The 26,011-nt window shown below is 76.6% G+C and carries 29 protein-coding genes; 7 read left to right on the forward strand and 22 right to left on the reverse strand.

Annotated elements, in window-relative coordinates:
• Nucleotides 1-44 precede the first annotated feature (44 nt).
• Nucleotides 45-1,802: a glycoside hydrolase family 15 protein gene (locus OO57_RS07620; RefSeq protein ID WP_033251578.1), complete on the reverse strand. Its 1,758-nt coding sequence runs from the start codon at nt 1,800-1,802 to the stop codon at nt 45-47.
• A gap of 203 nt (nt 1,803-2,005) precedes the next feature.
• Here OO57_RS07620 and OO57_RS42290 point away from each other — a divergent pair, with 203 nt between their 5' ends.
• Both OO57_RS42290 and OO57_RS07630 read left to right on the forward strand, forming a co-directional pair.
• The gene (locus OO57_RS42290; RefSeq protein ID WP_158715047.1) at nt 2,006-2,647 is read left to right on the forward strand and encodes a hypothetical protein; all 642 of its coding nucleotides are present in this window, start codon (nt 2,006-2,008) and stop codon (nt 2,645-2,647) included.
• A 272-nt stretch (nt 2,648-2,919) separates the two neighbouring features.
• Nucleotides 2,920-3,210, forward strand: a complete 291-nt coding sequence (locus tag OO57_RS07630) for a DUF427 domain-containing protein (protein WP_033251539.1) — start codon at nt 2,920-2,922, stop codon at nt 3,208-3,210.
• A 251-nt stretch (nt 3,211-3,461) separates the two neighbouring features.
• Here OO57_RS07630 and OO57_RS07635 read toward each other — a convergent pair whose 3' ends face one another.
• Nucleotides 3,462-4,352: a S41 family peptidase gene (locus OO57_RS07635; RefSeq protein WP_033251540.1), complete on the reverse strand. Its 891-nt coding sequence runs from the start codon at nt 4,350-4,352 to the stop codon at nt 3,462-3,464.
• 170 nt (nt 4,353-4,522) lie between these two features.
• Here OO57_RS07635 and OO57_RS07640 point away from each other — a divergent pair, with 170 nt between their 5' ends.
• The gene (locus tag OO57_RS07640; protein ID WP_081973521.1) at nt 4,523-5,227 is read left to right on the forward strand and encodes a D-glycero-alpha-D-manno-heptose-1,7-bisphosphate 7-phosphatase; all 705 of its coding nucleotides are present in this window, start codon (nt 4,523-4,525) and stop codon (nt 5,225-5,227) included.
• Between the two features lie 403 nt (nt 5,228-5,630).
• Nucleotides 5,631-5,867 carry a DUF6296 family protein gene (locus OO57_RS07645; RefSeq protein WP_033251541.1) on the forward strand — a complete coding sequence of 79 codons (237 nt, stop codon included), beginning with the start codon at nt 5,631-5,633 and terminating at the stop codon, nt 5,865-5,867.
• A gap of 24 nt (nt 5,868-5,891) precedes the next feature.
• Here the strand turns inward: OO57_RS07645 and OO57_RS07650 are convergent, their stop codons facing one another.
• Nucleotides 5,892-6,416 carry a hypothetical protein gene (locus OO57_RS07650; protein WP_158715048.1) on the reverse strand — a complete coding sequence of 175 codons (525 nt, stop codon included), beginning with the start codon at nt 6,414-6,416 and terminating at the stop codon, nt 5,892-5,894.
• Nucleotides 6,417-6,475: 59 nt separating this feature from the next.
• A complete protein-coding gene (locus OO57_RS07655; protein WP_033251582.1) occupies nt 6,476-7,009 on the reverse strand; it encodes a type 1 glutamine amidotransferase domain-containing protein in 534 nt (177 codons plus the stop codon).
• Between the two features lie 236 nt (nt 7,010-7,245).
• On the opposite strand from OO57_RS07655, the gene OO57_RS07660 reads away from it, so the two are divergent.
• Nucleotides 7,246-9,735, forward strand: a complete 2,490-nt coding sequence (locus tag OO57_RS07660) for a SpoIIE family protein phosphatase (protein WP_033251542.1) — start codon at nt 7,246-7,248, stop codon at nt 9,733-9,735.
• Nucleotides 9,736-9,805: 70 nt separating this feature from the next.
• On the opposite strand, the gene OO57_RS07665 is transcribed toward OO57_RS07660, so the two are convergent.
• From OO57_RS07665 to OO57_RS07715, 12 genes are all read right to left on the reverse strand, one after another.
• Complete coding sequence (locus tag OO57_RS07665) at nt 9,806-10,405, reverse strand: hemerythrin domain-containing protein (RefSeq protein ID WP_033251543.1); 600 nt, start codon at nt 10,403-10,405, stop codon at nt 9,806-9,808.
• A gap of 236 nt (nt 10,406-10,641) precedes the next feature.
• Nucleotides 10,642-10,872, reverse strand: a complete 231-nt coding sequence (locus OO57_RS07670) for a DUF6213 family protein (protein ID WP_033251544.1) — start codon at nt 10,870-10,872, stop codon at nt 10,642-10,644.
• Between the two features lie 46 nt (nt 10,873-10,918).
• Nucleotides 10,919-11,212, reverse strand: coding sequence for a CDGSH iron-sulfur domain-containing protein (locus OO57_RS07675; protein WP_033251545.1), 294 nt, complete (start codon nt 11,210-11,212; stop codon nt 10,919-10,921).
• Nucleotides 11,199-11,960 carry a methyltransferase gene (locus OO57_RS07680; protein WP_033251546.1) on the reverse strand — a complete coding sequence of 254 codons (762 nt, stop codon included), beginning with the start codon at nt 11,958-11,960 and terminating at the stop codon, nt 11,199-11,201. The genes OO57_RS07675 and OO57_RS07680 overlap by 14 nt, the downstream gene beginning before the upstream one ends.
• An 84-nt stretch (nt 11,961-12,044) precedes the next feature.
• A complete protein-coding gene (locus OO57_RS07685; RefSeq protein ID WP_081973522.1) occupies nt 12,045-13,271 on the reverse strand; it encodes a carboxylate-amine ligase in 1,227 nt (408 codons plus the stop codon).
• Nucleotides 13,268-13,858, reverse strand: coding sequence for a flavin reductase family protein (locus OO57_RS07690; protein WP_081973523.1), 591 nt, complete (start codon nt 13,856-13,858; stop codon nt 13,268-13,270). Before OO57_RS07690 ends, OO57_RS07685 begins: the two co-directional genes overlap by 4 nt.
• A complete protein-coding gene (locus OO57_RS07695; RefSeq protein ID WP_051776880.1) occupies nt 13,855-14,916 on the reverse strand; it encodes an iron-containing redox enzyme family protein in 1,062 nt (353 codons plus the stop codon). Before OO57_RS07695 ends, OO57_RS07690 begins: the two co-directional genes overlap by 4 nt.
• Before the next feature lie 51 nt (nt 14,917-14,967).
• The gene (gene ddaH, locus OO57_RS07700; RefSeq protein WP_033251547.1) at nt 14,968-15,825 is read right to left on the reverse strand and encodes a dimethylargininase; all 858 of its coding nucleotides are present in this window, start codon (nt 15,823-15,825) and stop codon (nt 14,968-14,970) included.
• 215 nt (nt 15,826-16,040) lie between these two features.
• Entirely contained in the window at nt 16,041-16,226 is a 186-nt protein-coding gene (locus tag OO57_RS42295) for a hypothetical protein (protein WP_033251548.1), read from the reverse strand.
• A gap of 7 nt (nt 16,227-16,233) precedes the next feature.
• Nucleotides 16,234-16,509 (reverse strand): hypothetical protein, encoded by a 276-nt coding sequence (locus tag OO57_RS07710; RefSeq protein ID WP_033251549.1) that lies wholly within the window; start codon nt 16,507-16,509, stop codon nt 16,234-16,236.
• Between the two features lie 39 nt (nt 16,510-16,548).
• Complete coding sequence (locus OO57_RS43645) at nt 16,549-16,722, reverse strand: hypothetical protein (RefSeq protein ID WP_158715049.1); 174 nt, start codon at nt 16,720-16,722, stop codon at nt 16,549-16,551.
• On the reverse strand, nt 16,719-17,405 hold the full coding sequence (locus OO57_RS07715; RefSeq protein ID WP_033251550.1) for an HAD family hydrolase: 687 nt from the start codon (nt 17,403-17,405) through the stop codon (nt 16,719-16,721). The genes OO57_RS43645 and OO57_RS07715 overlap by 4 nt, the downstream gene beginning before the upstream one ends.
• A gap of 144 nt (nt 17,406-17,549) precedes the next feature.
• Between OO57_RS07715 and OO57_RS47175 the strand changes: the two genes are divergently transcribed.
• Together OO57_RS47175 and OO57_RS07725 are read left to right on the forward strand one after the other, a co-directional pair.
• Nucleotides 17,550-17,816: a DUF6328 family protein gene (locus OO57_RS47175; RefSeq protein ID WP_033251551.1), complete on the forward strand. Its 267-nt coding sequence runs from the start codon at nt 17,550-17,552 to the stop codon at nt 17,814-17,816.
• A gap of 44 nt (nt 17,817-17,860) precedes the next feature.
• Nucleotides 17,861-18,877: an SDR family oxidoreductase gene (locus OO57_RS07725; RefSeq protein WP_033251552.1), complete on the forward strand. Its 1,017-nt coding sequence runs from the start codon at nt 17,861-17,863 to the stop codon at nt 18,875-18,877.
• A 114-nt stretch (nt 18,878-18,991) separates the two neighbouring features.
• Here the strand turns inward: OO57_RS07725 and OO57_RS44620 are convergent, their stop codons facing one another.
• The 6 genes from OO57_RS44620 to OO57_RS07755 form a co-directional block, all read right to left on the reverse strand.
• Nucleotides 18,992-19,369, reverse strand: a complete 378-nt coding sequence (locus tag OO57_RS44620) for a hypothetical protein (protein WP_033251553.1) — start codon at nt 19,367-19,369, stop codon at nt 18,992-18,994.
• Between the two features lie 80 nt (nt 19,370-19,449).
• Nucleotides 19,450-20,559: an enolase C-terminal domain-like protein gene (locus OO57_RS07735; protein WP_033251554.1), complete on the reverse strand. Its 1,110-nt coding sequence runs from the start codon at nt 20,557-20,559 to the stop codon at nt 19,450-19,452.
• A gap of 13 nt (nt 20,560-20,572) precedes the next feature.
• Entirely contained in the window at nt 20,573-22,849 is a 2,277-nt protein-coding gene (locus tag OO57_RS07740; protein WP_158715050.1) for a GMC oxidoreductase, read from the reverse strand.
• Nucleotides 22,850-23,049: 200 nt separating this feature from the next.
• Nucleotides 23,050-23,496, reverse strand: coding sequence for a hypothetical protein (locus tag OO57_RS07745; RefSeq protein ID WP_051776861.1), 447 nt, complete (start codon nt 23,494-23,496; stop codon nt 23,050-23,052).
• On the reverse strand, nt 23,493-25,286 hold the full coding sequence (locus OO57_RS07750; RefSeq protein ID WP_033251555.1) for a thiamine pyrophosphate-requiring protein: 1,794 nt from the start codon (nt 25,284-25,286) through the stop codon (nt 23,493-23,495). Before OO57_RS07750 ends, OO57_RS07745 begins: the two co-directional genes overlap by 4 nt.
• Before the next feature lie 229 nt (nt 25,287-25,515).
• On the reverse strand, nt 25,516-25,926 hold the full coding sequence (locus OO57_RS07755) for an SgcJ/EcaC family oxidoreductase (RefSeq protein WP_033251556.1): 411 nt from the start codon (nt 25,924-25,926) through the stop codon (nt 25,516-25,518).
• Between the last annotated feature and the right edge of the window lie 85 nt (nt 25,927-26,011).

The raw sequence follows: 26,011 nt of genomic DNA on the forward strand, positions 1-26,011 counted from the left end.
CTGAGCCGCCGTCCGCCGGTTCGGCTGAGCCCGCCGACCGGCGCCTACAGCGCCGGGGCCAGGCGGGTCGAAGCCTCCAGCAGCAGCGCGTGGACGAAGGACTGCGGGAGGTTGCCGCGCAGTTGGCGCTGCGCGACGTCGTACTCCTCGGCGTACAGGCCGGCCGGGCCGCAGGCGGCCCGGTTGCGCTCGTACCAGCGCAGCGCCTCGGGCAGGCGGCCCTGGTCGAGCAGTGACAGCGACACCAGGAAACCGCAGAGCAGGAACGCCCCCTCCGCCTCGGCGAGCGGGCCCGGGCCGTGGCGGAAGCGGTAGCAGTGGTGGTCCTCGGTCAGGTCGGCGAGGACCGCCGCCAGGGTCGCCCGGCTCGGGCGCGCCAGCGGCGGGACGGCGCCGCGCAGGGCGGGCAGCAGCAGGGCCGCGTCCACCGCCGGATCGGTCGGCGAACGCTGCCAACGCCCGCTCGGGTGCAGGCAGTCGGTGAGCGCGGCGGCGGTCAGGCGCTCGGCGAGCGGCAGCCAGTCCGGGCGGTGCAGGGCGTCCGCGGCGGCCCGCAGACCCGCCGCGCAGGTCAGGCGGCTGTGCGTCCAGCGGTCCGGACGGATCTCCCAGATGCCGCTGTCCGGATCGCGGTGCCGGGCGGCGATCGCCTCCACCGCGACCCGGGCCGCCCGGCGCCCGTCCGCGTCCAACTGGTCGCGCCGGGCGGCCGCGGCCAGCAGCAGCAGCGCCTCGCCGAACCCGTCCAGCTGGAACTGCCGCCGCACCCGGTTCCCCGCCACGTCGAACCCGCCCGGGTAGCCCGGCAGTTCGAGCCTGCGCAGCTCCGGCACCGGCCCGCCGCCGACGGTGTACGCGGGCGCCAGGCCCGGCCCGTCCGCGAGCAGCCGGGCCGCCACGAAACGCGCCGAACCGGCCAGCAGCGGGTGCGGGCCGCGGGCCGCGACGGCCTGGCCGATGTACGCCTGGTCGCGGATCCACACGTACCGGTAGTCGTAGTTGCGGCCCTGCTCGGCCCGCTCGGGCAGGCTGGTGGTGGCCGCGGCGACGGTGCCGCCGTCCGGACCGGTCAGGCCGGCCAGCACGGCGTGCGCGTGCCGGACGTCGCGCGAACCCGGCAGCCCCGCCAGCTCGGCCGGGCCCGGGACGTCCGCCGCCCAGGCCGCCGCCGTCGCCGCCCAGGCCCGGTCCGGGTCCGGCGGGGCGGCGTCGAACGGGCGCTCCGAGAGCTCCAGCACCAGGTCGTGCGAGGCCCCCGCGACGGCGCGCAGCACCGCGTGCAGGCCGCCGCAGCGCCCCGGCCGGGCGTCCGGCAGGCCGGTCAGCCGGACGTGCAGCGGCCCGGTGCGCAGCGTCCAGCGCCCCGCCGCGTCCCGGACCGGCACGGAGGTGCGGGCCGTGCCGAACCCGGCCGCCAGGTGCAGCGACACCTCCAGCTCGGCGGGCCCGTCCACCGCCACGACCCGGCGCAGCAGCACCGTGCGGTGCGCCTCGGCCGGACGGGCCAGCGCCTCCCGGCACTCCACCACCCCGCCCCCGGTCACCCAGCGGCTGCGGTACACCAACCCGCCGTCCTCGTACCGCCCGCCCGGCACGTACGCCCCGGTCGGGGTCAGGCCGAACCAGCCCGGACCGCCGATCAACGCCGACAGCACCGCGTCGCTGTCCCACCGCGGCGCGCACAGCCAGCCGATCACGCCGTCCGGTCCGAGCAGGGCACCGCGCCGCCCGTCCGCGAGCAGCGCGTACGCGCGCAGCACGTGCGGCGGCGGCGGGGCGCAGGGACGGGACGCGGCGGACACGGGCACGGCGGACGCGGCGGGCACGGGAGGCACGGCGGACACGGGTGGCACGGGTACGGCGGGCACGGCGGCCTCCGGGGAGTCGGGCGGCTCTCGCAGGCGCGGCTTTCCGGTGCGGCGTCCCGGAAACCCCGGGGCCGTTTCCGGGCCGTACGGGCGGGCACACGCCCGGCGCACGCGCCGACCGACGGAAGGAGACGGTGATGGGACGGCAAGGACGTCCGCTGCACGACATGGGCGGGGCGACCGGCCCCGCGGACACCGCAGGACGGCCGGACACGGCACCCGAGGACGACGGCACGCGCCGCCGCCCCGCACCGATCGGCAAGGGCGACACCTCCAACGTGGCGGGCAGCGACGAGCAGCAGCCCGAGATCGCCGAGGGCCCGGTGCCGGGCGTCCAGCCCGGGGAGGGCCGCGCCTCCGGCGACGGGGTGACCCGGGAGCTGGACCCGCCCGGTCCGCCCCGCACCCCCGCCCGCCCCGTCCCCCCGGACGCCGTCGAGGACGCTCCCGCCGCACTCGACCCCGACCGAGCCCGCCCCGCCGACCCGGGGGCCGACCCCGCGGACGAAGGACTCCCCGACCTGGCGGACGGCTCACCCACCGCCACCCGCGCCACCGACCCGCAACGCCCGCCCGTCCCCGGCGACCGGCCCGTCGCGGCCGAGTCCTTCGGGGTGACGGGCTCCGAACAGGCCGAGGGCGAGTCGCTGGACGACCGGCTCGCGGCGGAACGGCCGGAGGTCTGGGAGGGCGGGCACGACGAGCAGGAGGGACGCCCAGGGCAGTCGGCGGAGGAGGCCGCGATGCGGGAGGAGGGGGAGGAGGAGCGGGAGGAGTGACGGGCGGTTGCGTGGACCGGCAGGCGTGGCGTCAGGCGCGTCAGGTACGCCAGGCGCGTCAGGCGTTGTGGCGCAGGGTCGTGCCGGAGGCGGTGCCGAAGACGGCGCGGTAGCGGGCGGCCGGGGCCAGGGCGCGGCCGGAGGCCGGGGTGAGCGGACGGGGCCCGGTGGGTGCTCCGGGGGTGGAATGCCTTGGCCGTAGCGGGAGTTGTCGGAGGGAACGAGCGGTGCCCGCGGAGCGGTACCGGCGGATCGGGGAAGGCGGTAGGGCGATGGTGCGTGCGGTGTGGAACGGCGTGGTGCTGGCCGAGTCCGAGGACACGGTGCTGGTGGAGGGCAACCACTACTTCCCGCCGGAGGCGCTGAACCGGGAGTTCTTCGTTCCCAGCAGCACCACGACGGTCTGCTCCTGGAAGGGCACCGCCCGCTACTGGACGGTCTCGGCGGGCGGTGCCGAGAACCCGGACGCCGCCTGGTACTACCCGGAGCCGAAGCCAGACGCCGAGCACGTCCGCGACCGGGTCGCCTTCTGGCGCGGGGTGGACGTCACCGCGGCCGAGTAGCGGGGCGGGGGTTTCGTTCCCGGAGCTGCGGGCGGGCAGTCGTTGGCGTCGGCGTCGGCGTTGGCGTCGGCGTTGGCGTTGGCGTCGGCGTCGGCCGGGAGTCGGGAGCGGGAGGAGCACGCCATGCGGAGGAAGTCGACGGCGGGGCTGCGGATCACCCACCGCCGGGGCCCGGACGGCAGCTGCGTGGTCGGGGTGAGCCCGCTGCCCGCCGCCCGGTGCCCGCCGCCCGGTGCCCGCTGCCGGGTTGCTCAGCCGAGCAGCGTCCGCAGGTGCTCCAGTGCCGCTCCCAGCGCGTCGTCGGCCGTCACGGCCAGGTCGGGCTCGACGCCGACGCCTTCCCAGTTGGTGCCGGTGACCGGGTTGACCGAACGGGCGGTGGGGACGGTCACGGTGACGTGCGGGGAGACCGGGAAGCGGGCGGTGGGGTGGGCGCCGCCCCCGGTGGTCCCGCCGACCACGGTGGCGCGCCCCAGCACCTTGAGGTTGTAGGCCAGTTCCTCGCCGCCGGAGAAGGTGGTGCCGCTGGTCAGCACGGTGACCGGGCGGTCCAGGTAGCGCGGGGCGGTGAGGTGCCCGAGGGTCCAGTACTGGCGGACGGAGTCGGTGCTCCGCTCGTAGATGTCGTTGAGGTGCACCTCGTCGCCGGCGAAGAAGTAGCTGCACCACAACTGCACGCCCTCGGGCGAGCCGCCCCGGCACTGCCGCAGGTCGATGACCAACGCCTCGGTGGGGGAGAGGAGTTGCATCGCGGCAGCGATCGCGGGGCCGCCCAGGTCGGCAGGAGGGATCATCCGCAGGTCGAGGTAGCCGATGTTGCCGTCGAGCTGCTCCACCCGCCGGACGCCGTAGTTGCTCTCCCGGGCGTACCGCGCGAAGCGGGCGCGCGCGACGTCCTCCGGCTCCTCGTCCATCGGCTGCGGCTCCTCGCTCCACAGCAGTCGCAAGTGCTTGTCCGGGCAGGCCTGTTGGAGGTCGCCGGTGACGCGCTCGCACAGCTCCCGTTCGTCCAGGCCCTGGTACGCGCCTTCGGCCAGTCGACGCCGGAGGGCCGTGTCGACGGCGGCCGCCTGCGCGGGGAACACGTAACCGGTGGCGATCCGGGCCAGTGCGGCCTCGACCACCTCGTGATGAGTCGTCATGCGCGCGATGGTAGGTCCGGGTCGAACGGGTGCCCAGTGGTTTTCGCCGGCCGCTGCTCCGGACACCGTGCGCGCCCCTGCCGCGGCCGACCCGGGCGCCCGTCTGCGCGCTGGCGGCCGCGATGCCGACGGGGGGGTTTGAGGCGGGCGGGCCTGGTCAGTCGCTGGGTATGGAGTTCACGCCGGAGTACCTGGAGCCGTTGCCCACCGCGGAGCGCTGGTCGGGCGGCGGGCAACGTCCGTCCGCGCCGTGGGTGGTGGCGCGGGGCGGGACGGCGCGGCGCCGCGCGGGGGACGGTTCCGGGGCGGCGGTGCTGCTCGACCGGGACGGCGTGCTGGTGGCCGACATCGCGTACAACGGCGATCCCGGCCGGGTCTACCCCCGCCCCGGCGCCCGGGCCGCGGTCGACGAACTGCGGGCGCTCGGAGTGCGGTTGGGGGTGCTGACCCAGCAGCCCGGGGTCGCCCGCGGGATCCTGACCAGGACGCGGGTCGAGACCGTCCACCACCGGATCGAGGAACTGTTCGGACCGTTCGACGTGTGGGCCGTCTGCCCGCACGCCCCCGCCGAGCACTGCGGCTGCCGCAGACCCGCCCCCGGCCTCGTCCTCGCCGCGACCCGGGCGCTGCGGGTGCCGCCGGAACGCACCACGGTCATCGGCGGCACCGGAGCCGACCTGGTCGCCGCGGCCGAGGCCGGGGCGCACGGCCTCCTCGTCCCCACCGAGGTCACCCGCCCCGGCGAGGTCGCCGCCGCGGGCCGCCGCCGCGCCGCGGACCTGTCGGGCGCCGTCCGGCTGCTGCCCGCGGACGGGGCGGCGGCGGTGGCGCAGGCGGTGCGGGCAGCGCCGATGGCGCCGGTGGGCGGGGGCTGACGCCGCTGCCCCCGGCGTCCCGGCGTCATGGCGCTGTGGCGGGGCAGGGCGGGTGGTGGCCGGTTCGGCGCAGTCGGCGGGGGTGGAGTTGTGGGCCAGGGCGAAGTGGACGGACTCCCGGCGGCGGTGGGTGCGGCGCTGCCCGGTGAGGGCGGGCAGTTTGCGCAGACGGTCGAGTGTTGGGCCAAGTGCCGTGCGCTGTAGGGCAGTTCGTGGACCGGGGGCGAAGCGTTCGGCGATCCGGGGTGGTTCGGCGGCGAGTCGGCTCTCGCCCTCCCACAGCTCGTGCAGTAGCTGGTGGAAGCGGTCCGTGGCGGACTCCGGGAGGCGGGCGGGAGGCAGGCGGGATTGGGGGAACGCCCCCGGGGTATGCGCCAGCGGGACGAGCAGGTGAGGTGGAGTGATGGACGGGCCGCACGGTTACCGGATCGCCGTTCCCGGGCAGCCGGGAGCGCACGCGCCGCAGGTGATGGTGGTGGTCTACCGCTCGGCGGAGACCACGGCGGAGGGGCTGGCCGTGTACGCGGGCGCGGACGGGCTGCGGGTGACCGTGCACGGCTCGGTGGCCTGCTTCCTGGAGCCGTACCCGCCCGGCCTCGCCCACCCCTACGGGTACGCCTACCCGCTGGCCGCGGCCTGACGGCGCCGACTCAGAGGGGCGGACTCAGGAGGACGGCTGCCCGTCCGGCTCGAAGACGAACCCCAGCGCCTGGACCAGGTCGAACACCAGATCCTCGGCGAACGGGTCGCCCTTCGCGACCAGCACGGCCCGGACCGCCTCCGGATCGGGCCGCATCCCGGCCTCCCGGGCCCAGGCCGCGGCGCGCCCGGCGATCTCGTCGGGGTCGCCGAACTCCTCCTCGGGGATGCCGTACTCCCGCGCCATCACGGGCGACAGGAAGCACTCCCAGGCCCGGCCCTCCGGGCTGCCGGCCCGGACCCAGCCGACGTCGCTGTCGAACACGCTCGCGATGAGCGCCGGGGCGCCCGTCGCGGCGGTGGCCGCGAGGTCGGGGTCCTCGGTCGAGCACCCCTGCAGGAGCTGCCAGTCGCTGTTCCCGGCCCGCCACAGCGCGTCCGTCGTCGCGCCGACGGCGCGCACCACGGTCAGCTCGGTGGCCGGTCGTTCGGAGCGGGCCAGGAGGAAGAATCCGGTGAATCCTATGGCGCGGAGCGTAGGCCCGGCCACGGACATACGGCCGGGCGGCCGGGCGGACGGGCGGCGGAGGGGGCCGGGGGCGGCGGGCGTCAGGCGGCGAAGGCGGTGACCAGGGCGCGGTCGAAGGCCGGGAGGTCGTCCGGCTTGCGGCTGGAGACCAGGATGTTGGGGCCGTTGGTGCAGACCACCACCTCGCGGTCGACCCAGTGCGCGCCCGCGTTGTCCAGGTCGGTGCGGAGGCTGGGCCAGGAGGTGAGGGTGCGGTCGCGGACGACGTCGGCCTCGATCAGGGTCCACGGGCCGTGGCAGATCACCGCGACGGGCTTGCCGCGGGCGAAGAACCCGGCGACGAACTCCACCGCCCGCGGGTCGGTGCGCAGGAAGTCCGGGTTGGCGACGCCGCCGGGCAGCACCAGGGCGTCGAAGTCCGCGGCCGAGACGTCCGCGACGGCCGCGTCCACCATGAACGGGTCGGCCCGGTCGAGGTGGTGGAAGGCCCGGACCTCGCCGAGTTCGGTGGAGACCAGGCGCGGCGTGCCGCCGTGGTCCAGGACGGTCTGCCAGGGCGAGGTCAGCTCGACCTGCTCGGTGCCTTCGGGGGCGACCAGGAAGGCCACGGTCATGCCGTCCAGCTCGGTCAGGCCGTTCGGCCCGTCCGGCGTGTCCGGCCCGGTCGGCCCGGTCGGCCGGGGGGAATCGCTGGGTCCGTTCATGGCGGCTGCTCCGTTTCCGGGAGTGGGCGTGTCCGCGGGGGATCCCCCGCAGGGCGCGTCTCACCGGGCACGGGGGGCGGCAAACCACCGCGAAAGCCGCACCGCGACATAGGGTGGAGTCGGAGCGGAGGAGGCGGTGGGACACGGTGGACGGGGAACGGGCCGAGCTGGAGGCCACGATCGACCGGCTGCGCACCGAGCTGGAGGGCCTGCGCACCGCGATGCGCACCCGGGCCGTGATCGAGCAGGCCAAGGGCGTGCTGGTCGGGCGGTTCGGCTACGCGCCCGAGCGGGCCTTCGACGAGCTGGTGCGCCGTTCGCAGGACGAGAACCGCAAGCTGGCCCAGATCGCCGCCGACCTGGTCGCCGCGGCCGCCCCGCCCCCGGCCGCCCGGGAGGCCCCGGCACCCGCGGCCCCCGCCCGGCCGGAGTCCGTGGCGTCGGCGTCTGCGGAGCCTGCCGGGCCCGTCGGACCCGAACCCGCACCCGAACCCGAGGGCGGGGGAGCGGAGCGGGACGGGGCCGGGTTGGCGGCCCGGTTCCACCTGGCCGCCGCCGCGCTCGCCACCGCCACCGGTCCCGACGAGGTCGCCGAACACCTGTACCGGACCGCCCTCGGCCCGCTCGGCGCGCAGGCGCTGGTCCTCGCCGCGCGCGAACCGGACGGCGCGCTGCGGCTGGTCGGCGCGTACGGAGTGTCGGCGCACCAGCTCAGCCAGTGGCAGCGCATCCCGCCGCCCACCCGGGTGCCGCTCACCGAGGCCGTCCGCACCGGCCGACCGGTGTGGGTGGCCGACCGGCGCGAGTTCGCCGCCCGCTACCCCGACATGGGCGGCGACGACCTGGTGCCCGGAACCACGGTCTGCGCCCTCCCGCTGCACGCCGACGGGCGGCTGCTCGGCGCGATCAAGATCGGCTGGTCGGAGTTCCGCCGCCCCGACCCGGACACCCGGGCGCACCTGGCCGCCCTCGCCGACCTCACCGCCGACACGCTGCTGCGCCTGCTCGCGCTCGAACTCGCACACGACGTCGAAGCCGCGCCGACCGTCCCGCTCGACCTGGCGGGCGCCCCCTGGTTCCGGGCCGTGCTGGACGGCCTGCTGGACCCGGTGCTGCTGCTGCGCGCCGTCCGCGACGAGGACGGAAAGGTCACCGACCTGCGGGTCGAGCACGCCAACGCGCCCACCGTCGACCTTGCCGGGCGGGACGCCGCCGAACTGCGCGGACGACGGCTGACCGAGCTGTACCCCGGCATGGTCGCCTCCGGCACCTTCGACCGCCTGCGCACCGCCGCCGCCGACGCCACCCCCTACCTGGGCGAGGCGGAACGGTACGTCGAGACCGTCGCGGGCAGCACCCGGGCCAGCGCGATGACCGTGCACGCCACCCCGTTCCAGGACGGCCTGCTGCTCACCTGGCGGGCCCACGACGAACGCGACCGGCGGATCGCCCAACTCGCCCAGACCGCCCGCCTGACCCGGGCCGGCACCTGGGAGTGGCGCCCCGGCGAGCGCCGGATCACCTGCTCCGAAGGCGTCCCGCAGCTCTTCGGCACCGCCACCGCCATCGGCGACCTCGACCCGCGCGCCGCCCTCGACGCCGTCGTCCCCGCCGACCGCGAGGCGGTCCGCGCCGCCGCCCGGGCCCTGCTGGACGGACGCACCTCCGTCACCGCCGAGTTCGCCGTCCGCGCCGCCGACGGCCAGCGCAACCTGCGCGCCCTCGGCGAAGCCGCCCGCGCCGACGACGGCCGCCTGCTCGCGCTCAGCGGAGCCGTCCAGGACGTCACCCCCTGGCGGCGCGCCGAACAAGCCCTCAGCGACACCCGCGACCGCCTCGCCGACCAGCGCCGCCGCACCGGCGACGAACAGCGCGCCGTCCGCGCCCTCCAGCAGGCCCTGATGCGCGCCCCCGCCGGACGCCCCGTCCCCGGGTTCGACAGCGCCGCCCGCTACCTGCCCGCCGAACGCGAACGCAAGATCGGCGGCGACTGGTACGAACTGCTCGACCTGCCCGACGGCACCGTCCTGCTCGCCGTCGGCGACGTCTCCGGACACGGCCTGCCCGCCGCCGCGGTGATGTCCCAACTCCGGTACGCGCTACGGGGTATCGCCTACGACGGCGCCCCGCCCGGACAGCTCCTCGACCGCCTCGACCGGATGCTCTGCCACCAGCGCGCCGACCACATCGCCGCCGTCACCGTCGCCCGCCTCGACCCCCGCACCGGACACCTCGCCTGGGCCCGGGCCGGACACCTGCCCCCCGTCCTCGTCCACGCCGGCACCGCCCGCACCCTCGACCCGCCCCCCGGCCTGATCCTCGGCGTCACCCCCCGCACCCGCCGCCCCACCGCCGAACTCCGCCTCGCACCCGGCGACACCCTGCTGCTCTACACCGACGGCCTGATCGACCGCCGCAGCACCAACGGCACCGGCGCGGGCGGGGGAGCGGGTACGGGCGGGGGAGCGGGCGCGGGTGCCGACCCCGACGCAGGCGTCGCCCGGCTGCTGCGCGCCTGCACCGACTACCGGGCCGCCCCCGACCCGGCCGGGCTCCTCGACCACCTGCTGCGCCGCTTCGGCGCGCCCAACCCGTCCGACGACATCTGCCTGCTCGCCGTCCGCCGCCAGGACTGAACGGCGCCCGGCTCCGGGGGCGGTCCTCGTCCGGGGTCAGCCCTCGTCCGGGGTCAGCCCTCGTCCGGGGTCAGTCCTCGCTGGAGTCGCCGAACCGGAAGCGCCGGTGCATCCGCTCGCGCCAGGGCAGCTCCGGGGCCACCAGCTCGTCCGGCGGCGCCTGCGCCCGCGGGCCCGGCCGGGGCATCGCGGAGGCCGCCGCCTCGGTGGCCCGCAACTGGGCGCCCATCGCCGTCAACCGCACCGGGGCGGTGTGCTCGCGCACCGTCGGGAACAGCCGGGCCTCCTCCAGGCCGAAGTGCCCGGTGGCCGCCTCGACCAGCCTGGCCACCAGCCGGTCGAACTCCGCCGACCCCGCCGACCCCGCCGGGCCGGTCGAATCCGCCGCCGCGACCCGCAGCTCCCGCACCAGGGCCCGCAGCGCGGCGTGCGCCTGCAGGCCCTGGTCGACCGCGTCGTCGCCCGGCGGGCGGCCGTGCCGGGCGATCGGGTACAGGTGCTCCTCCTCGGCCGTCAGGTGCCGCACCAGGGCGTCGGCCGCGACCGCCGCCAGCTGGCAGCGCCGCGGATCGCCCAGCGGCAGCCCTGCGAGTTCGCTGAAACGCACCCGCAGCACCTCGTGATCGGTCGTCAACTGCTCCAGCAGGTCCGGTTCGCGATCGGCGGCCATGCCCGTACGCCTCCTCCGGTGGTGTCCGGTGGTCCTTCCCCTCCCTGCCGGGCGCCTGCCCCGCCGACGCGACGGGAAACACCAGGTCGGGGCGGTGGCGGAGACGGTGGCGCGGGTGACGGCAGGGCTGGTGACAGGGGCTGTCCCGGGCAGCTCGGTCGGGGCCGCTCGGGACCTTCCCGGTCGGGCACCGCCCAGGAGGACGGCCCGTTCCGTGGCCGACGGGCGCTGCGCGGTCACTCCTCGTCGCTGGCGATCTCGATGCAGGCGAGGTCGATCTGGTCGGCGAGCTGGCGGACCAGGTCGGCGAGTGTGGCGGTGGTCGACGGGTCCAGGCCGCTGTTCTCCTGGCCGGCCCACTCCTCCCACTCCTCGGGCAGGGCCCGCAGCAGTTCGACCACCTGGAGGGCCGGAATGGCCAGGCCGCCGGACAGTCCGCAGATCACCGGGACATTGAGCCGTCCCATGGCGTCCACCTCCTCCTGCGTGTAGGTGCCGCTTGAGGTTCTGCGCTCACCCGGGCGTCTGCCCGGAGCCGTCCGGCGGAAACGACGGTGTGCCGGGGACGGAAGCGGGAGCGGGCGCTGGGCGGCGGTGGGTGCGGTGGCTGGTGTCGCACAGCGGGTAGCGGCGGCTGCGGCGGCAGGTGCAGACCGCGACGACCGGGCGGTCGCAGTGCAGCACCGTGCCGTCCGGCAGCAGCAGGTCCACCGGGCCGTCGACCAGCAGCGGGCCGCGTTCGGTCAGCCGGATCCGGGGCGGGGGCGGGGGCGGTGCGGCGGTCGGCTCCGGGTCAGTCGCGGACACCGCGGACCACCACCAACTCCTCGGTGCGGACGCCGGGTTCGATCAGCCCGGTGCGTTCGAACCACGGGGCCCGGGCGGTCATCACCGGCCCGAAGCCCTGCAACCGGCGGGCCACGACGGACGTCCGCAGACCGGCGGCGCGCAGCTGCCGCACCGTGGCCTCGGGCCGGGCCAGCGAGGACTGCACCAGCAGCAGCACCCCGCCCGGCGCGAGCAGCGGCGCCACCCGGCGGCACAGCCGGTCCAGCAGCAGCCGCCCGTCCGGCCCGGCGTCCCAGGCCCGGGCGGGCCCGCGCGGGGCCGGGCCGGGGTGCGGCGCGGGGACGTACGGGGGGTTGCTCAGCACCAGGTCGTACCCGTCGGCCCTGTCGTACCCGTCGGCGCTGTCGCACCCACCGGCCCTGTCGGCCTCGTCGGCTCCGCCGGTCCCGTCGTACCGGCCGCCGTCCCGGGCTTCCGGAGCTTCCCGGGCTTCCGGGGCCTCCGGGGTGAGGTCGCCGTGCCGCACGCGCAGGGGAAGGCGGTGCAGGCGGGCGTTCAGCCAGGCGGTGGCGAGCGACAGCCGGGACAGGTCGACGGCGGTCACCCGGCAGCCGCGCCGGGCGGCGGCCAGGGCGAGCGCGCCGGAACCGGTGCCGACGTCCAGGCAACGTGCGCCGGGCCGCAGCGGTTCGCGGCCCAGCACTTCCAGCAGCAGGGCGGTGTCCCCCTGGGCGGGGTACACGCCGGGCGGTCGTAGCAGCAGCATGGGCTCGCGTATGCCCGGCGGGCGGTGGACGACACGTCCGGCGGGCGGTGAACTCGGCGAGGGGTGGGGCGGCTCAGGGGCGGTTCAGGGGAGCGGGGCGGTGGCGGCGGTGCGGTGGGCGAGGTCGTCGACGACGGCGGACAGGCGGCCGTGGCGGGCGAGGGCGGCGCGCTGGTGGTCGGCGCCGCAGCCGGTGGCGAGCAGGCGGGCGGAGAGGTGGCGGGCGAGTCCGAGCTCGTGGGTGCGCAGCAGGGCCGGAGCGGTGAACTCGACCAGGGCGGGCAGGAGTCGGCGCACCGGCTGGAGACGGCCGGTGAGCGGGTCGGGCAGCCGGGCGTCGAGGGCGGCGGACGCGGCACGGCGGTGGGCCAGCCGCAGCGCGCCGTCGGGCACCGGTCGCGGACGGGCCCGGGTGCGCGGGTCGAGCAGGGTGTGGGCGAGGGCGCGCAGCAGGACGGCCAGCAGCAGGACGGTGTCCAGGTCGGCGCAGCTGTCGGCGACCCGCACCTCCAGGGTGGGCAGGTGCTCGGACGGCCGGGCGAACCAGTACAGCATCCGGCGGTCGAGGATCACCCCGTCCGCGATCATCCGGTCCAGGGCGGCCCGGTAGCCGGTCTCGTCGAGCACCGGGGCCGGGCCGAAGGTCGGCCAACGGGCGTACCGATCAGGCCGGTTGGAGGCGGTGCCGTGGTCGGTGCCCTCGCAGAACGGGGAGTTGGCGCAGAACGCCTGGAACAGCGGTAGCCAGCCGCGCATCCGGGCGCTGAGCGACAGTGCCTGACGGTGCGTCAGATCGCCCAAGTGGACGTGGCAGCCGCAGATTTCGGCACCGATCTGGTCGGCGACGCCGTCGACCCGGTCGGCCAGCAGCAGGTAGCGGGGTTTCGGGGTGACGGTCAACGGGTGGCGGCTGGGCAGGACGGCGGTGCCGGTGGCGACGAGCCGGCAGTGGGCCCGGTCGGCGGCGGCCAGCAACACCCCGCGGGTGTCGGCGAGTTCGGCGCGCAGCTCGGCGGCGGTGCCGACCGGTCGGGTGCAGCCCTCCACCTGGGTGGTCAGGAACTCGTACTGGGCGCGTGGCCCGAGCGTCCGGGCGGCGTCCGCGATCACCGCCTCGGCGGCGGGCACCGTGACCCGGCTGCGCGGGCCGGTCAGCAGGAACTCCTCCTCGACGCCGAATCGCAGCAGCGGTGGTGGCGGGCCCGGACGGCGGACGGGCACCGGGCGCTGGTCGGGTGTCGGGTCTCGGCCGGGCGTCGGGGCGCGGACGGCGGGTGGTCCCGAACCGTGCTGGAGCGGTGGGGTGTTCACGCCGGGTGTCCCGCGTCGAGCCCGGCGACGTCCCGCAGGGCGAGCGTCGTCGCCGGCGGTGGGTCGGCCCGGCCGCCCGCCAGTGGGTCGAGCAGGAACGCGGTGTGGTCGCCGCCCTCGACCCGGCCGACCACCCGTCCGGCGAACCAGGCCGCGGCGTCGGTGAGCACCGGCACCCCGGCCGGGCCCGGACGCCAGCTCACCCGGGCGAACTTGTCGACCTCCTTGCCGGTGTCCTCGCCGAACAGCCGGGCCAGGGCCCGGCCCGTGTCGTCCGGCGGCAGCAGGTGGACGGCCAGCGCCGTCGCGCGCGCCGCCACCCGGTGGGTGCGGTTGCTGTGCGACAGCCAGACGGCGAACCGCTCCGGGTGGATCGAGCACTGCGAGCCGAAGCCGACCAGGCAGCCGGCCCTGGTGTCACCGACCCCGGTGGTGACGACGTACACGGGCGGGTCGAGCAGGGGCAGGAACGCCCCGGCCCCGGTCGTCTGGCTCGGGGCCGGGTTCGGGGTCTGGTTTGGGGTCTGGCTCGGGGCCGGGGCCGGGGCCGGGTTCGGGGTCTGGCTCGGGTCCGGGGTCGGGCTCATCGTCGGGCTCCTTCCGGTCGTCGGTCGGGCTCCTCGGGCGGCAGCGGGGTGCGCAGGGAGCTGGTGCCGGAGCGCCAGGCGGCCAGCAGGTGGTCGGCGAGCCGGTCCTCGGCCCGGGCGTAGGCCAGCACGCCGAAGGCGATCTCCGGGGCGGGGCAGTCCGACGGCCGGGTCAGCAGCGGGTCGATCACGGTGTGCCGCACCAGCTGCTCGTGGACGGCGTCGGCGAGGACGTGCTCGCGGTAGAAGAGCGTCCCGCGCGGCGAGGCGCCGAGCCGTTCGAACGCGGCGGCGAGCCGGGCCGCGCCGGGCGGGGAGGTGATCTCCACGGCCGCGAACTGCCCCACCAGGGCGGCCCGCAGGGACCGGTGCAGGCCGAACAGCGACATCGTGTTGACCACGGCCAGGGCGGGCGCGGGCACCGCGTCCAGGTACGCGCCGTACGCCGGGTCGAGCCCGAAGTCGGCCATCATCCCGGCGAACAGCTCGGCGTGCGCCCGCTCCGGCCGACCCGCGCCGTACTCGTCGTACTGCACGGCGACCAGTGCGGCCTTCGCCGGGTTCGGCAGCCGGGGCACCGCCCACATCTGCGGGTCGGCCTCCTTCAGGTGGTACAGCGAGCGGTGCGCCAGGTACTCGCGGGCCTGCTGCCGGGTGCCGGTCGTCAGCAGGTGGTGCGAAGGGCCGTCGCCGTCCGGGGGTTCGACCAGCAGGTCCGCCAACACGTCCGCCAGCGGTGGCGGTTCGCCCACCTCGTGGCGCAGCGCGGCCAGGAAACCCCGCTCCAACCGTCCGCGCAGCGCGAGCAGCGGGGGCGACCACTCCCAGGCGTCGTCGACGCCCGCGAAACCGCGGTAGTGCAGCTCGTAGCAGACGTACAGGGCGAGTTGGACGTCCTCGCCCCACGGGTCCGACGGGTCGTCCAGCGGTGGGGGAGAGAGCAGTGCGGGGGCGGGGCGGCGCAGCGCGGCGAGGACCGCGGCCGAGAGCGGGCCGCGGGCCGCGGGCAGCGGCGGCGCGCCGGGGTCGGTGCGGGGGGCGGTCTGCACGGTCTCCACCTCGTTCAACTCCCTTTCGAAACGCTGTCGTTCGCTCCTGACGGGTCCGGTTCACTCCGAACGGAGTTCCAGCACACAGCACTTGGGCCCGCCGCCGGCCTTCCGCAGCTCCGCGAGCTGGACCGGCACCGGGACGAAGCCCGCCGCCCGCAACTGCCCGGCCAGGCCCCGGGCGTCCGCGGGCAGCACCACGTGGCGGCCGTCGCTGATGGCGTTCAGGCCGAACGCGGCGGCGTCCGGCGCGGTGGCCAGGATCGCGTCCGGGTAGAGGCGGCGCAGCTTCCGGCGGGCGGCCGGGGCGAACGCGTCCGGGTAGTACATCACCCGGGCGTCGTCCAGCACGGCCAGCGCGGTGTCCAGGTGGTAGTAGCGCGGATCGGTCAACTCCAGTGACACCACCGGCAGTCCGAGCACCCGCTGGGCCTCCCGGTGGGCGGCGGTGGTGGTGCGGAAGCCGCTGGCCGCGAGGATCCGCCGCCCGGCCACCAGCAGGTCGCCCTCGCCCTCGTTCACCTCGGCGGCGGTGCGGACCTGCCGGAACCGCGCGGCCGCGAACCAGCGCCGGTGCGCCGCCGACTCGCCCGCGCGCTGCCGGTGGCGGAAGTTCGCGACCAGCACCCGGCCGGCCACCACCGTCGCCCCGTTCGCGGTGAACACCATGTCGGGCAGGCCGGGCTCCGGCGCCAGCAGGTCGACCCGGTGGCCGAGGGAGCGCAGCACCGCCGCCAGCCCCTGCCACTGCCGCAGCGCCACCGCCCGGTCCACCGGCAGACCCGGATCCATCCACGGGTTGATCGCGTACTCCACCGCGAAGTGCTCGGGCGGACAGAGCAGGTAGCGCCGCCGCGCCCCCGCTCCGGGGCGGGTGCGGGTGCGGGCGGGGGCGGCAGGAGCGGTGACCGTGTCCATGCGCCGCGTCTGTCCGCCGCGTCGACGGCGAAACGGCCCCGGCGGGGTCGGGGTGAAGGGGGTGCCACCGGGCAGACGATGCGGCCTGCTGCGGCGCGGCGCGGCGTGGCCTGGCGCGGTGCCGCCTGGTGCGGTGCGGCCCGGTGCGGTGCCGCCTGGTGCGGTGCGGCCCGGTGCGGAGCCGCCTGGGGCGGTGCGGCCCTACGGGTGGCCGGTCAGTCCCACGGGCTGCCCCAGGGGCCGGTCGCCGTAGGGCCGGGGACGACGATCGAGGCGACGTCCCCGCTGCGGGTGCGGCCGGTGGGGCAGCGGACCGTCGTCACCTCGTGCAGGTGCACCTCCCCGACGAACCCGGACGGGCCCGCGTAGCGGGGCCCTCCGGCGCTGCCGCGGTCGGGCATTCCGGCCTCAGGGTAGGTGCGGGTTGCGACAGCCGGGGCCGCCGGCGGACGGGCGGACGGTGTGGGCCGCCGTCGCCACCAGCGCCGCCCCCGCCAGCCGGGCCGTACCCGTCACGGCCGCAGCCAGTGCAAGCAGGGCCCGGCAGGGCGGGCCGAGCAGGGCCCGGAACCGGTGGTGGCGCATGGTGCGCAGGCGAAGGTCGAGTTCGACGTCCACCCGCAGTTCCGCCTCCAGGGCCGCCAGCAGTTGGCGCTCCCGGGGGGAGAGCGTCGCGCCGTCCACCGCCCTCACCACCTGTCGTCACACGTCAGTCGTCAGTCGTCAGTCGTCCACGGCCGCCGCCGCTCCCGCGACCGCTGCCGGGGCCGCGACCGCCGTGGGGCCCAGCAGGGCGCACAGGGTGCACAGCGCCGACCAGGACGCGGTGCGGGTGCGGTAGCCCAGTCGGCGGGCGGTGCGGGCGAGGTGACCGCCCGCCGGGTGCGTGCCGTTCACCGCTCACCCGCCCCGGGGTGCGCCAGCACGCTGCGGTCGAGGCCGTCCAGCAGGGCGCCCACTGAGGGGTGCACCTCGACGGCGCCGGTGCCGCGGAGCTCCGCGGCGGCGAACCCGCCGGTCTCCACCCCCACGCACGGCGTCCCGGCCCGGCCCGACGCCTGGACGTCCCACACGCTGTCGCCGACGAACACCGAGCGCTCCGCCGGTGCGGACGCCTGCTCCAGCGCCTTGCGGACCAGGTCCGGGGCGGGCTTCGCGGCTTCCACCCCGTCCGCGTCGGTCACCGCGTACAACGCGTCGTCGGCGTCCAACACCCGCCGCAGCACGTCCAGTTCGCGCCCCGAGGCGGAGGTCGACAGCACCACCCGCCAGCCCCGCCCGGCGCACTCCCGCAGCAGGTCGCCCGCCCCGGGGAACGCCCGCAGACCGGGCCAGTGCTGGGCGTACAGCGCGAGGTGCGCGGCGTCGACCGCGTCGTCCTCCGAGCGGTCCCGGTCGTCCCCGAGCAGGTGGTCGAGCAACTGGTCGCTGCCCATGCCGATGGCCCGGTGGATCCGGGCCGCGTCCACCTCGTGCCCGTACTGCGCCAGCGCCTGCCACCAGGCGAGCGTGTGCAGGTAGACGGTGTCCACCAGGGTGCCGTCCACGTCGAACAGTGCGGCCGCGACGTCCGCTGCCATCCCGTCGCCTCCTCCCGACCAGGGCCCGTTGCTGGCCCTGCCTCTTCCGATGCGTGCCCCCGTCTACCCCGACCGCAGCGCCCCACACCCTCGTTTTCCGTCGCACCCGGACGGACGGATGCCCGGGGAGGAAGGGTTGCGACGATGTCCGAACTGCAGCTGGGCCGGAACGAGACCCCGAACGAGCGCGCGGACCGGCGCCGGAACGAACCCCTCCAGGAGGTCCGGGTCGCCCAGACCGGCCCGCAGACCGCCCCCGTCGCCTACCACCGGCTGCTCGCCGGACGCCGCCTCAAGCCCCAACTCATCGACGCCACCGGCCGGGTGGTCACCCACGGTGTCGTCCTGAACGACAGCAGCAACAGGAGCGGGGACGGGAGCGGGGACGGGAGCGGCGGCCAGCAGGGCTGAACCGCGGCGGTTTCCGTACCGGCCGGGGCGGTCAGACGCCCGCCATGGCACCCACCGAACCCCGTACCGTCGTCGTCACCGGCGCCTCCGCAGGCGTCGGCCGCGCCGTGGCCCGCGCCTTCGCCGCCCGCGGCGACCGCGTCGCCCTGCTGGCCCGCGGCCGGGCCGGCCTGGACGCCGCCGTGGAGGAGGCCCGCGACATGGGGGCCCGTGCGATGGCCGTCACCGTCGACGTCGCCGACCCCGACGCGGTCGAACGCGCCGCCGAGAGCGTCGAACGCGCCCTCGGCCCGATCGACGTCTGGGTCAACGCGGCCCTCGCCTCCGTCTTCGCCCCCTTCACCGAGATCACGCCCGCCGACTTCCGCCGCGTCACCGAGGTGACCTACCTCGGCTACGTGTACGGCACCCGGTCCGCGCTGCGCCGGATGCTGCCGCGCGACCGCGGCTGCGTCGTCCAGGTCGGCTCCGCGATCGCGTACCGCGGCATCCCGCTGCAGAGCGCGTACAGCGGCGCCAAGCACGCCCTGCAGGGCTGGAACGAGGCGGTGCGCTGCGAACTGCTGCACCAGGGCACGGCGGTGCGCACCACGATGGTGCAGCTGCCCGCCGTCAACACCCCGCAGTTCGACTGGGTGCGCTCCCGGCTGCCCCGGGCGGCCCGCCCCGTCGCCCCCGTCTACCAGCCCGAGCCGATCGCCCGCGCGATCGTGTACGCCGCCGACCACCCCGGCCGCCGCGAGTACCGGGTCGGCGCCTCCACCGTCCTCACCCTGCTGGCCAACGGGCTCGCGCCCGGCCTGCTCGACCGCTACCTCGCCCGCACCGGCTACGACGGCCAGCAGACCGACGCCCCGCGCCCGCCCGACCGGCCCGACAACCTGTGGGCCCCCCTCGACGAGCACCGCGACCACGGCGCCCACGGCCGCTTCGACGACGAGGCGAAGCCCCGCAGCCTCCAGTCCTGGGCCGACCGCCACCGCGCCCCGCTCGCCGCGGCCGGCGCCACCGCCGCTGCCCTGCTCGCCGCGGGGGCGCTCGGCCGCGGTCGGCGCGGCTGACGCCAGGCCCGGCCAGGGGTCAGGACAGCGGGGAGCCCGGGCCCGCCCGGGGGGTGGAGAACCACTCACCGGCCGGGCCCGGGCTCCCCGCCCGCCGGGCGGGTGCCTCGGTGCTCAGTGCGTGAAGCGGTGGCGCGGTCGGCCCTGTACGGGGCGGGTGGCGGTGGAGCCGCCGGTGGTGGTGCGGTCGGTCGGGTCGGTGGGGAGGTCGGTCCGGTCGTCGGTGCGGTCCAGGACCACCGGGGTGTCCTGGGTGGCGGGGGTCCGGTGGCGGCGGTGCCAGCGCAGGCCGCCGACCGTCAGGGCGATCCCGGCGCAGAAGAGCAGCGCGAGGGCCAGCCCGGCCAGGAAGGCGCCGAGGGTGCTCATGGTGGCGATCTGGTGGCCGAGGACGTCGACGCCGGTCTCCGGGCCGCCGCCGAGGTTGTCGGCGATCAGCAGGCCCGCGAAGGCGCCGGACGCGGCGAACAGCAGGATTCCGAGCAGCAGCATGGTTCAGGTCCTTTCGCTTGCTCCGTTGCTCCCGGTCGGCGGGCGTCTGCCCAGGACCGTCCGGGACGAATCAGCCCGGGTCAGGCGTCCACCAGGTAGGGCGCGGCGCGGCCCTCGGCGAGGGTCAGGCCGTGGCCGGGGGCGCCGTCCGCGCCGGGGGTGACGGTGCCGCCGGACGGGTCGAGGGTGCCGTCGAAGAGCAGGGACTCGACCCGGACGTGGTCGTGGAACCACTCCAGGTGCCGGACGGTGGCGGCCCGGGCGGCGGCCGCGTGCGCGTGGGCGTGCGGCGAGCAGTGCGCGGAGAGCTGGACGCCGGAGGCCTCGGCGACGGTCGCGGCGCGCAGGAAGCCGGTCGGGCCGCCGCAGCGGGTGGCGTCCGCCTGCAGGCAGTCGACGGCGGGGGCGAGCCGGGCGAAGTAGCGGGCGTCGTCGCCGTACTCGCCGGCCGCGACGTCGGGGGCGACCGCGGCGCGGACGGCCGCCAGGGCCGCCGGGTCGTCGGAGGGCACCGGCTCCTCGAACCAGGTCACCCCGTCGTCGGCGAACGCCGCCGCCAGCCGGATCGCCCGCTTCGCGGTGAACGCGCCGTTGGCGTCCACGTACAGCGCCGCGTCCGGGCCGATCGCGGTGCGGGCGACGGAGATCCGCTCCAGGTCGCGCTCGGGGCGGCCGCCCCACGACTCGCCGATCTTGATCTTGACGCGCGGGATGCCCTGCTCCTCGACCCAGCCCCGCAACTGGCGCTCCAGCACCCGGTCCGGGTACGTGGTGAACCCGCCGCTGCCGTACACCGCGACCGGCCGGGGCCGCCCGCCCAGCAGCCCCACCAGCGGGACGTCGAGCAGCCGCGCCGCCAGGTCCCACAGCGCCAGGTCGACGGCGGACAGCGCGTACGTGCCCAGGCCCGGGCGGCCCGCGTTGCGCAGCGCCCGCCGCATCGCCTCGTACGCGCCCGCCGTGTCGAGCGCGTCGCGGCCCAGCACCACCGGCCCCAGTTGCTCGCGCACCAGCGCGGCGGCGGCGGGCGGGCCGTACGTCCAGCCCAGGCCGGTGACCGGGCCGCTGGCCGCCTCGACCAGCACCAGCGTGGTGGCGTCCCAGGCGAGGGTGCCGTCGGCCTCGGGGCGGTCGGTCGGGACGGTGTACACCCGCGCCGTCAGCCATTCGACCGGATGATCGGTCCACATGATCGTCACTCCGTCAGCTCGGGGTCCGCAGGCCGCTGCGGGCACCGGCGGCGAGCACGCCCGCCGCCCGGTCGACCAGGGCCATGATGGTGAGCGCCGGGTTGGCGGCGCCCTGGGTCGGCAGTACGCTGCCGTCCGTGACCAGCAGGTTCGGCACCGCGAAGGAGCGCAGGTCCCGGTCGACCACGCCGCCCTCCGGCCGGGCCGCCATCCGGCAGCCGCCGACCAGGTGCGCGTACCGGTCGATGGCGATCACCTCGCTCGCGCCCGCCGCCGTCAGGACCGCCTCCATGGCGCCGCGCGCCGCCGCGATCAGCTGCCGGTCGTTGTCGCACTGCGAGTAGGCGAAGTGCGCCACCCGCAGCCCGTGCCGGTCCTCCTCGTCGGCCAGCGTGACCCGGTTGCCGGCCTGCGGCAGCAGCTCGGCCAGCCCGCCGAGCGTCGCCCAGTGCACGTAGTCCGACAGGTAGTGCCGCAGGTTCGCGCCCCAGTGGCCCTGGGCGACCACGTGCTCGGCCCAGGTGATCGGCAGCGGCGACACGGTCTGGATGCTGAACCCGCGCCGGTACGGCTTGCCCGGGTCGGTCTCGTAGAACGCCTCCGTCGACACCTCCGGCGGCGGCGCCTTGTACGCCCGCACCTCCTGCTCGAACCGGCCCGAGACCTGCGGCGCGCCCTGCACCATCACGTACCGGCCGACCTGGTCGAAGTCGTTGCACAGGCCGTCCGGGAAGCGCCTGCTCGCCGAGTTGAGCAGCAGCCGGGGCGTCTCGATCGCGTACCCCGCGACCGCCACCGTCCGGGCCCGCTGCAGGTGTTCGCGCCCGCCGCGCAGGTAGCGCACGCCGCTCGCCAGCCCGTCCGGGCCGAGCTCGACCGCGCACGCCATCGCGTCGGCCCGGACCTCCACGCCGTGCGCCAGCGCGTCCGGCAGGTGGGTGATCAGCGGCGACGCCTTCGCGTTGACCTTGCAGCCCTGGAGGCAGAAACCCCGGTACACGCAGTGCGGGCGCCGCCCGAACCGGCCGTTGCTGATCGCCACCGGCCCGACCCGGGCCTCCAGCCCGAGCGCCGCCGCCCCGCGCAGGAACACCTCGCCGTTCCCGCCGACCGGGTGCGGCGCGTGCGGGTAGGCGTGCGGCTCGCCCCACGGCCAGTACTGGCCCGCGACCGGCAGCTCAGCCTCCAGCCGCCGGTACGAACCGCGCAGGTCGGCGTAGCCCAGCGGCCAGTCGGCGCCGACCCCGTCCCGGCTGTACGTCTCGAAGTCGGACGGGTGGAAGCGCGGCGCGTACCCGGCGAAGTGCACCATCGAACCGCCCACCCCGCGCCCGGAGTTGTTCGACCCCATCGGCACCGGGTCGGAGCCCGACAGCACCCGCGGCTCGGTCCAGTACAGCTGGTGCGCGCCGTACTCGTCGCTCACCCAGTCCCGCAGCGGGTCCCAGAACGGGCCCGCCTCCAGCACCACCACCGACCAGCCCGTCCGGGCCATCCGCTGCGCCAGCACGGTGCCGCCCGCGCCGCAGCCCACGACCACCAGGTCCACCTCGTCCTCGTCCCGGTGGCGGCGCATCCGCTCCACCAGCCGCCGGTCGAAGCCCAGGCCGTCGCGCGGCAGCAGCCACGCGGAGGCGTTGCGCCGCCGCACCGACCGCTGGCGGCGGGCCGACTGGTGGAGGGTGGCCAGCGCGGCCTTCGCCCCGCCGTGCCGCCCCGGGTCGGTGACCGCGGGCAGCGGCGGCGGGTCGGGCCGCTCGGCCTGCGGCTGCCGCTCGGGGTGCGCGTCGGCGACCTCCCAGCGCTCGCGCCGCCCGACGCCCAGCCGGGCGTACCCGGACGGGAACGCCGGGCCGCCGAAACCGATCTCGTCCCAGGCCGCCGGGCGGGAGTAGTACGCGGCGCACGCGTAGCGCGTCCACAGGCTCCACACGTGCTTCGCGGGCCAGCCGTGCCAGCGCACCGCCCGGCGCACCTTCTCCACCAGGCCGTCCTGGAGGCGCTCCGGCAGCTCGGCGAACGTGCGGCGCCCCGGCAGCGCCCGGGCGTCCTCGTCCAGCGCCCGCACCGTCTCCGGCCAGGCCCGGTCGTCCGGCGGCAGGTCCGCGTAGTGCCAGCCGTCGGTCTCGCGCTCGGCCAGCCGGGCGTCGATCACCGGCAGCAGGTCGACCGGCGGGTGGTCCAGCAGCCGGTCCAGCAGGGCCCGGGCGGCGGCCTCCTCGGCGGGCGCGAACAGCCGCAGCGGCGGGCGCGGCCCCGCCACCCGGCCCGTCACCACGGCGGCCGTCACCTCGTCCCACTGCGGGCGGCGCGCCAGCGAGTCGTAGCCCGGGAACCGACCCTCGTACGGACGTTCCCCGGGTGTCGGCCGCTCCTCGTGCCCGGGTTGCTCCCCGTGCCCGGGCCGTCCCTCGTGCCCGGGCCGTCCCTCGTGCCCGGGCCGTTCCCCGTGCCCGGGCCGTTCCCCGTGCCCGGGCCGCCCGTCCGCGCTCACGACCGGCCCTCGCGCCGCAGCACCGCCGCGACCAGGCCCATCCCGCCGACCATGCCCAGCAGCAGCGGCGCGAACACCGGCGGCCCCGTCTCCAGGTTGAACCGGGCCATCCGCCAGCCGCCCGGCTTCTGGGCCACCCCGCGCACGTGCAGCCAGAACCCCTGCAGCCCGTTCGCGGTGATCGCCGCCGACACCAGCGGCAGCACCGTCCGGGCCGCCCGGGCGTCCAGCGCGCCCGCGACGCCCGCCGCCGCGCCGACCGGGCCCAGCACCACCGGCCACCACATCATCCGGTTCCCGAACCCGGCCCGGTCGTGCTCCAGGTAGATCTCCGCGGCCGCCACCACCGAACCGGCGCCCGTCGCCAGCGCCAGCGAGCGCTGGAACCGCCCCTCGCGGACGGCTTCGAGCGGCCCGCGCACCGCCGCCAGCGGCCCGGTCACGACCTGCTCCGGTGCGGCAGCAGCTCGGCCAGCTTCGCCCGCAGCCCGCGCTTGACCACGTTCGCCCGGTCGCTGTCGCCGCGCAGCACCGACTCCGCCGCGTCCTTGATCTGCGCCCACTCGGCGTGCGGCGGGATCGGCGGCACCGCCGGATCGGTCCGCACGTCCAGCACGCACGGCCGGTCCGCGCCCAGCGCCCACTCCCAGGCCGCCCGCACCTTGCCCGGCTCCTCGACCCGCAGCCCGCGCAGCCCCACCGACTCGGCGAAGTCCGCGTACCGCACGTCCGGCAGCTGCTGCGAGGGCAGGAAGCTCGGCGCGCCCTGCATCGCCCGCATCTCCCAGGTCACCTGGTTCAGGTCGCAGTTGTTCAGCACGCACACCACCAGCCGCGGGTCGCTCCAACGCTCCCGGTAGCGGGCCACCGTGACCAGCTCGGCCAGCCCGTTCATCTGCATCGCGCCGTCCCCGACCAGCGCCACCACCGGCCGGTCCGGGTGCGCGAACTTCGCGCCGATCGCGTACGGCACGCCCGGGCCCATCGTCGCCAGCGTGCCCGACAGCGAACCGCGCATCGTGCCGCGCATCCGCAGGTGCCGGGCGTACCAGTTTGCCGCCGACCCGGAGTCCGCCGTCACGATCGCGTCCTCGGGCAGCAGCGCGTCCAGCGCGTGCACCAGGTACTCCGGGTTCACCGGGTCGGCGGGCACCTTCGCCCGCTCCTCCATCACGCCCCACCAGCGCGCCGTGTTCTTCTCCACCTGCTTGCGCCAGCTCCGGTCCTTCTTGCGGTGCAGCATCGGCAGCAGCCGCTCCAGCGTCGCCGCCGCGTCCCCCACCAGGTTCACCTCGTACGGGTAGCGCAGCCCCACCATGAACGGGTCCGCGTCGATCTGCACCGCCCGCGCCTGGTCGAACTCCGGCAGGAACTGGCTGTACGGGAAGCTCGATCCGACCGTCAGCAGCGTGTCGCAGTCCCGCATCAGCTCGTACGAGGGCCGGGTCCCCAGCAGCCCGATCGATCCCGTCACGTACGGCAGGGTGTCCGGCAGCACGTCCTTGCCGAGCAGCGCCTTCGCCACCCCCGCGCCCAGCAGCTCCGCCACCTGCTCGACCTGTCGGCGCGCACCCCGGGCGCCCTGCCCGACCAGCATCGCCACCTTGCCGCCCGCGTTCAGCACCTCGGCGGCCCGCGCCAGCTCCCCGTCGTCCGGCACCGGGTGCGAGTGCGGCATCCCCAGGCTGGACGGCACCATCTTGAACGCGTGCTCCGGCGCCTGCTCCGGCAGCTCCTGCACGTCCGCCGGGATGATCACGGCGGTCACCGTGCGGTACGTCGCGGCCGTCCGGAACGCCCGGTCCAGCACGTTCGGCAGCTGCTGAGGGACGGTCACCATCTGGCAGTACGCCGAGGCCACGTCCTTGTACAGGCTCAGCAGGTCCACCTCCTGCTGGTACGAGCCGCCCATCGCGCTGCGGTCGGTCTGCCCGACGATCGCCACCACCGGCACGTGGTCCAGCTTCGCGTCGTACAGCCCGTTCAGCAGGTGGATCGCCCCCGGGCCGGACGTCGCCGCGCACACGCCGACCCGGCCGGAGAACTTGGCGAACCCCACCGCCTCGAACGCCGCCATCTCCTCGTGCCTGGCCTGCACGAACGCGGGCCGGTCGTCGGCCCGCCCCCACGCCGCCAGCAACCCGTTGATCCCGTCCCCCGGGTACCCGAACACCTGCTCCACGCCCCACTCCCGCAAGCGGGCGAGCACCTGATCCGCGACAGTCCTGGACACGGGACGTCCCTCCTTCACGCGCTTCGCGCACGACGACGACACCACTCCCCGGCGTCTGACCGCCCGACCGGAACGGAAACACCGGGGGCGGGGCGGAGCGGGAGCCGGGAGCGGTGGGGTGGGAGCGGGGAGCCGGGAGCGGTGGGGCGGGGACAGGAGGTAGGCCGGACCGGACGCGGACGGCGGGCCGCCCGAGCCGCCGCAGGGGCGGCCCGCCGTCCGCGCGGGATCAGTGGGCGGGCGCGTGCACCGGGCTGTTGTGGTAGGCCGCGATCAGCCAGCGCTCCTCGCGCTTCTCCAGCACCCAGGTCGCGTGCACCTTGTTCTGCTCGGGCACCTCGGTCGCACCGCCGAACAGGATGCCCGACTCGCTGACGACGACCGCGGCGTCCCGGCCCAGGAAGCGCACGCCGAGGGTGCGGTTCCAGGTGGAGGTGGACTTCAGCGGGCCCGCGAAGCCCTTGGCCATGCTCTCCCGGACGGCCTCGCGGCCGTCGCGGAGCGAGCCCGGCAGGACGGCGGTGGCGTCCGCCGTGTAGTCGGCGACCACGGCCTCGGCGTCACCGGCCGCCCACGCCTGGTAGGACGCGGCCAGGACCGCCTGGATCGCGGCTAGGTCCGCCGTACGGGTGTCCGACATCGGACGTCTCCCTTGTGCTCGTTCTCGGTTCGCCCCACCGGGTCCGGGGGGCTCACCGGTACGTACCGGCGGCGCGCGGGAAACT

Origin of the sequence: Kitasatospora phosalacinea (assembly GCF_000717185.1) — a bacterium.
Taxonomy (GTDB): Bacteria; Actinomycetota; Actinomycetes; order Streptomycetales; family Streptomycetaceae; genus Kitasatospora; species Kitasatospora phosalacinea_A.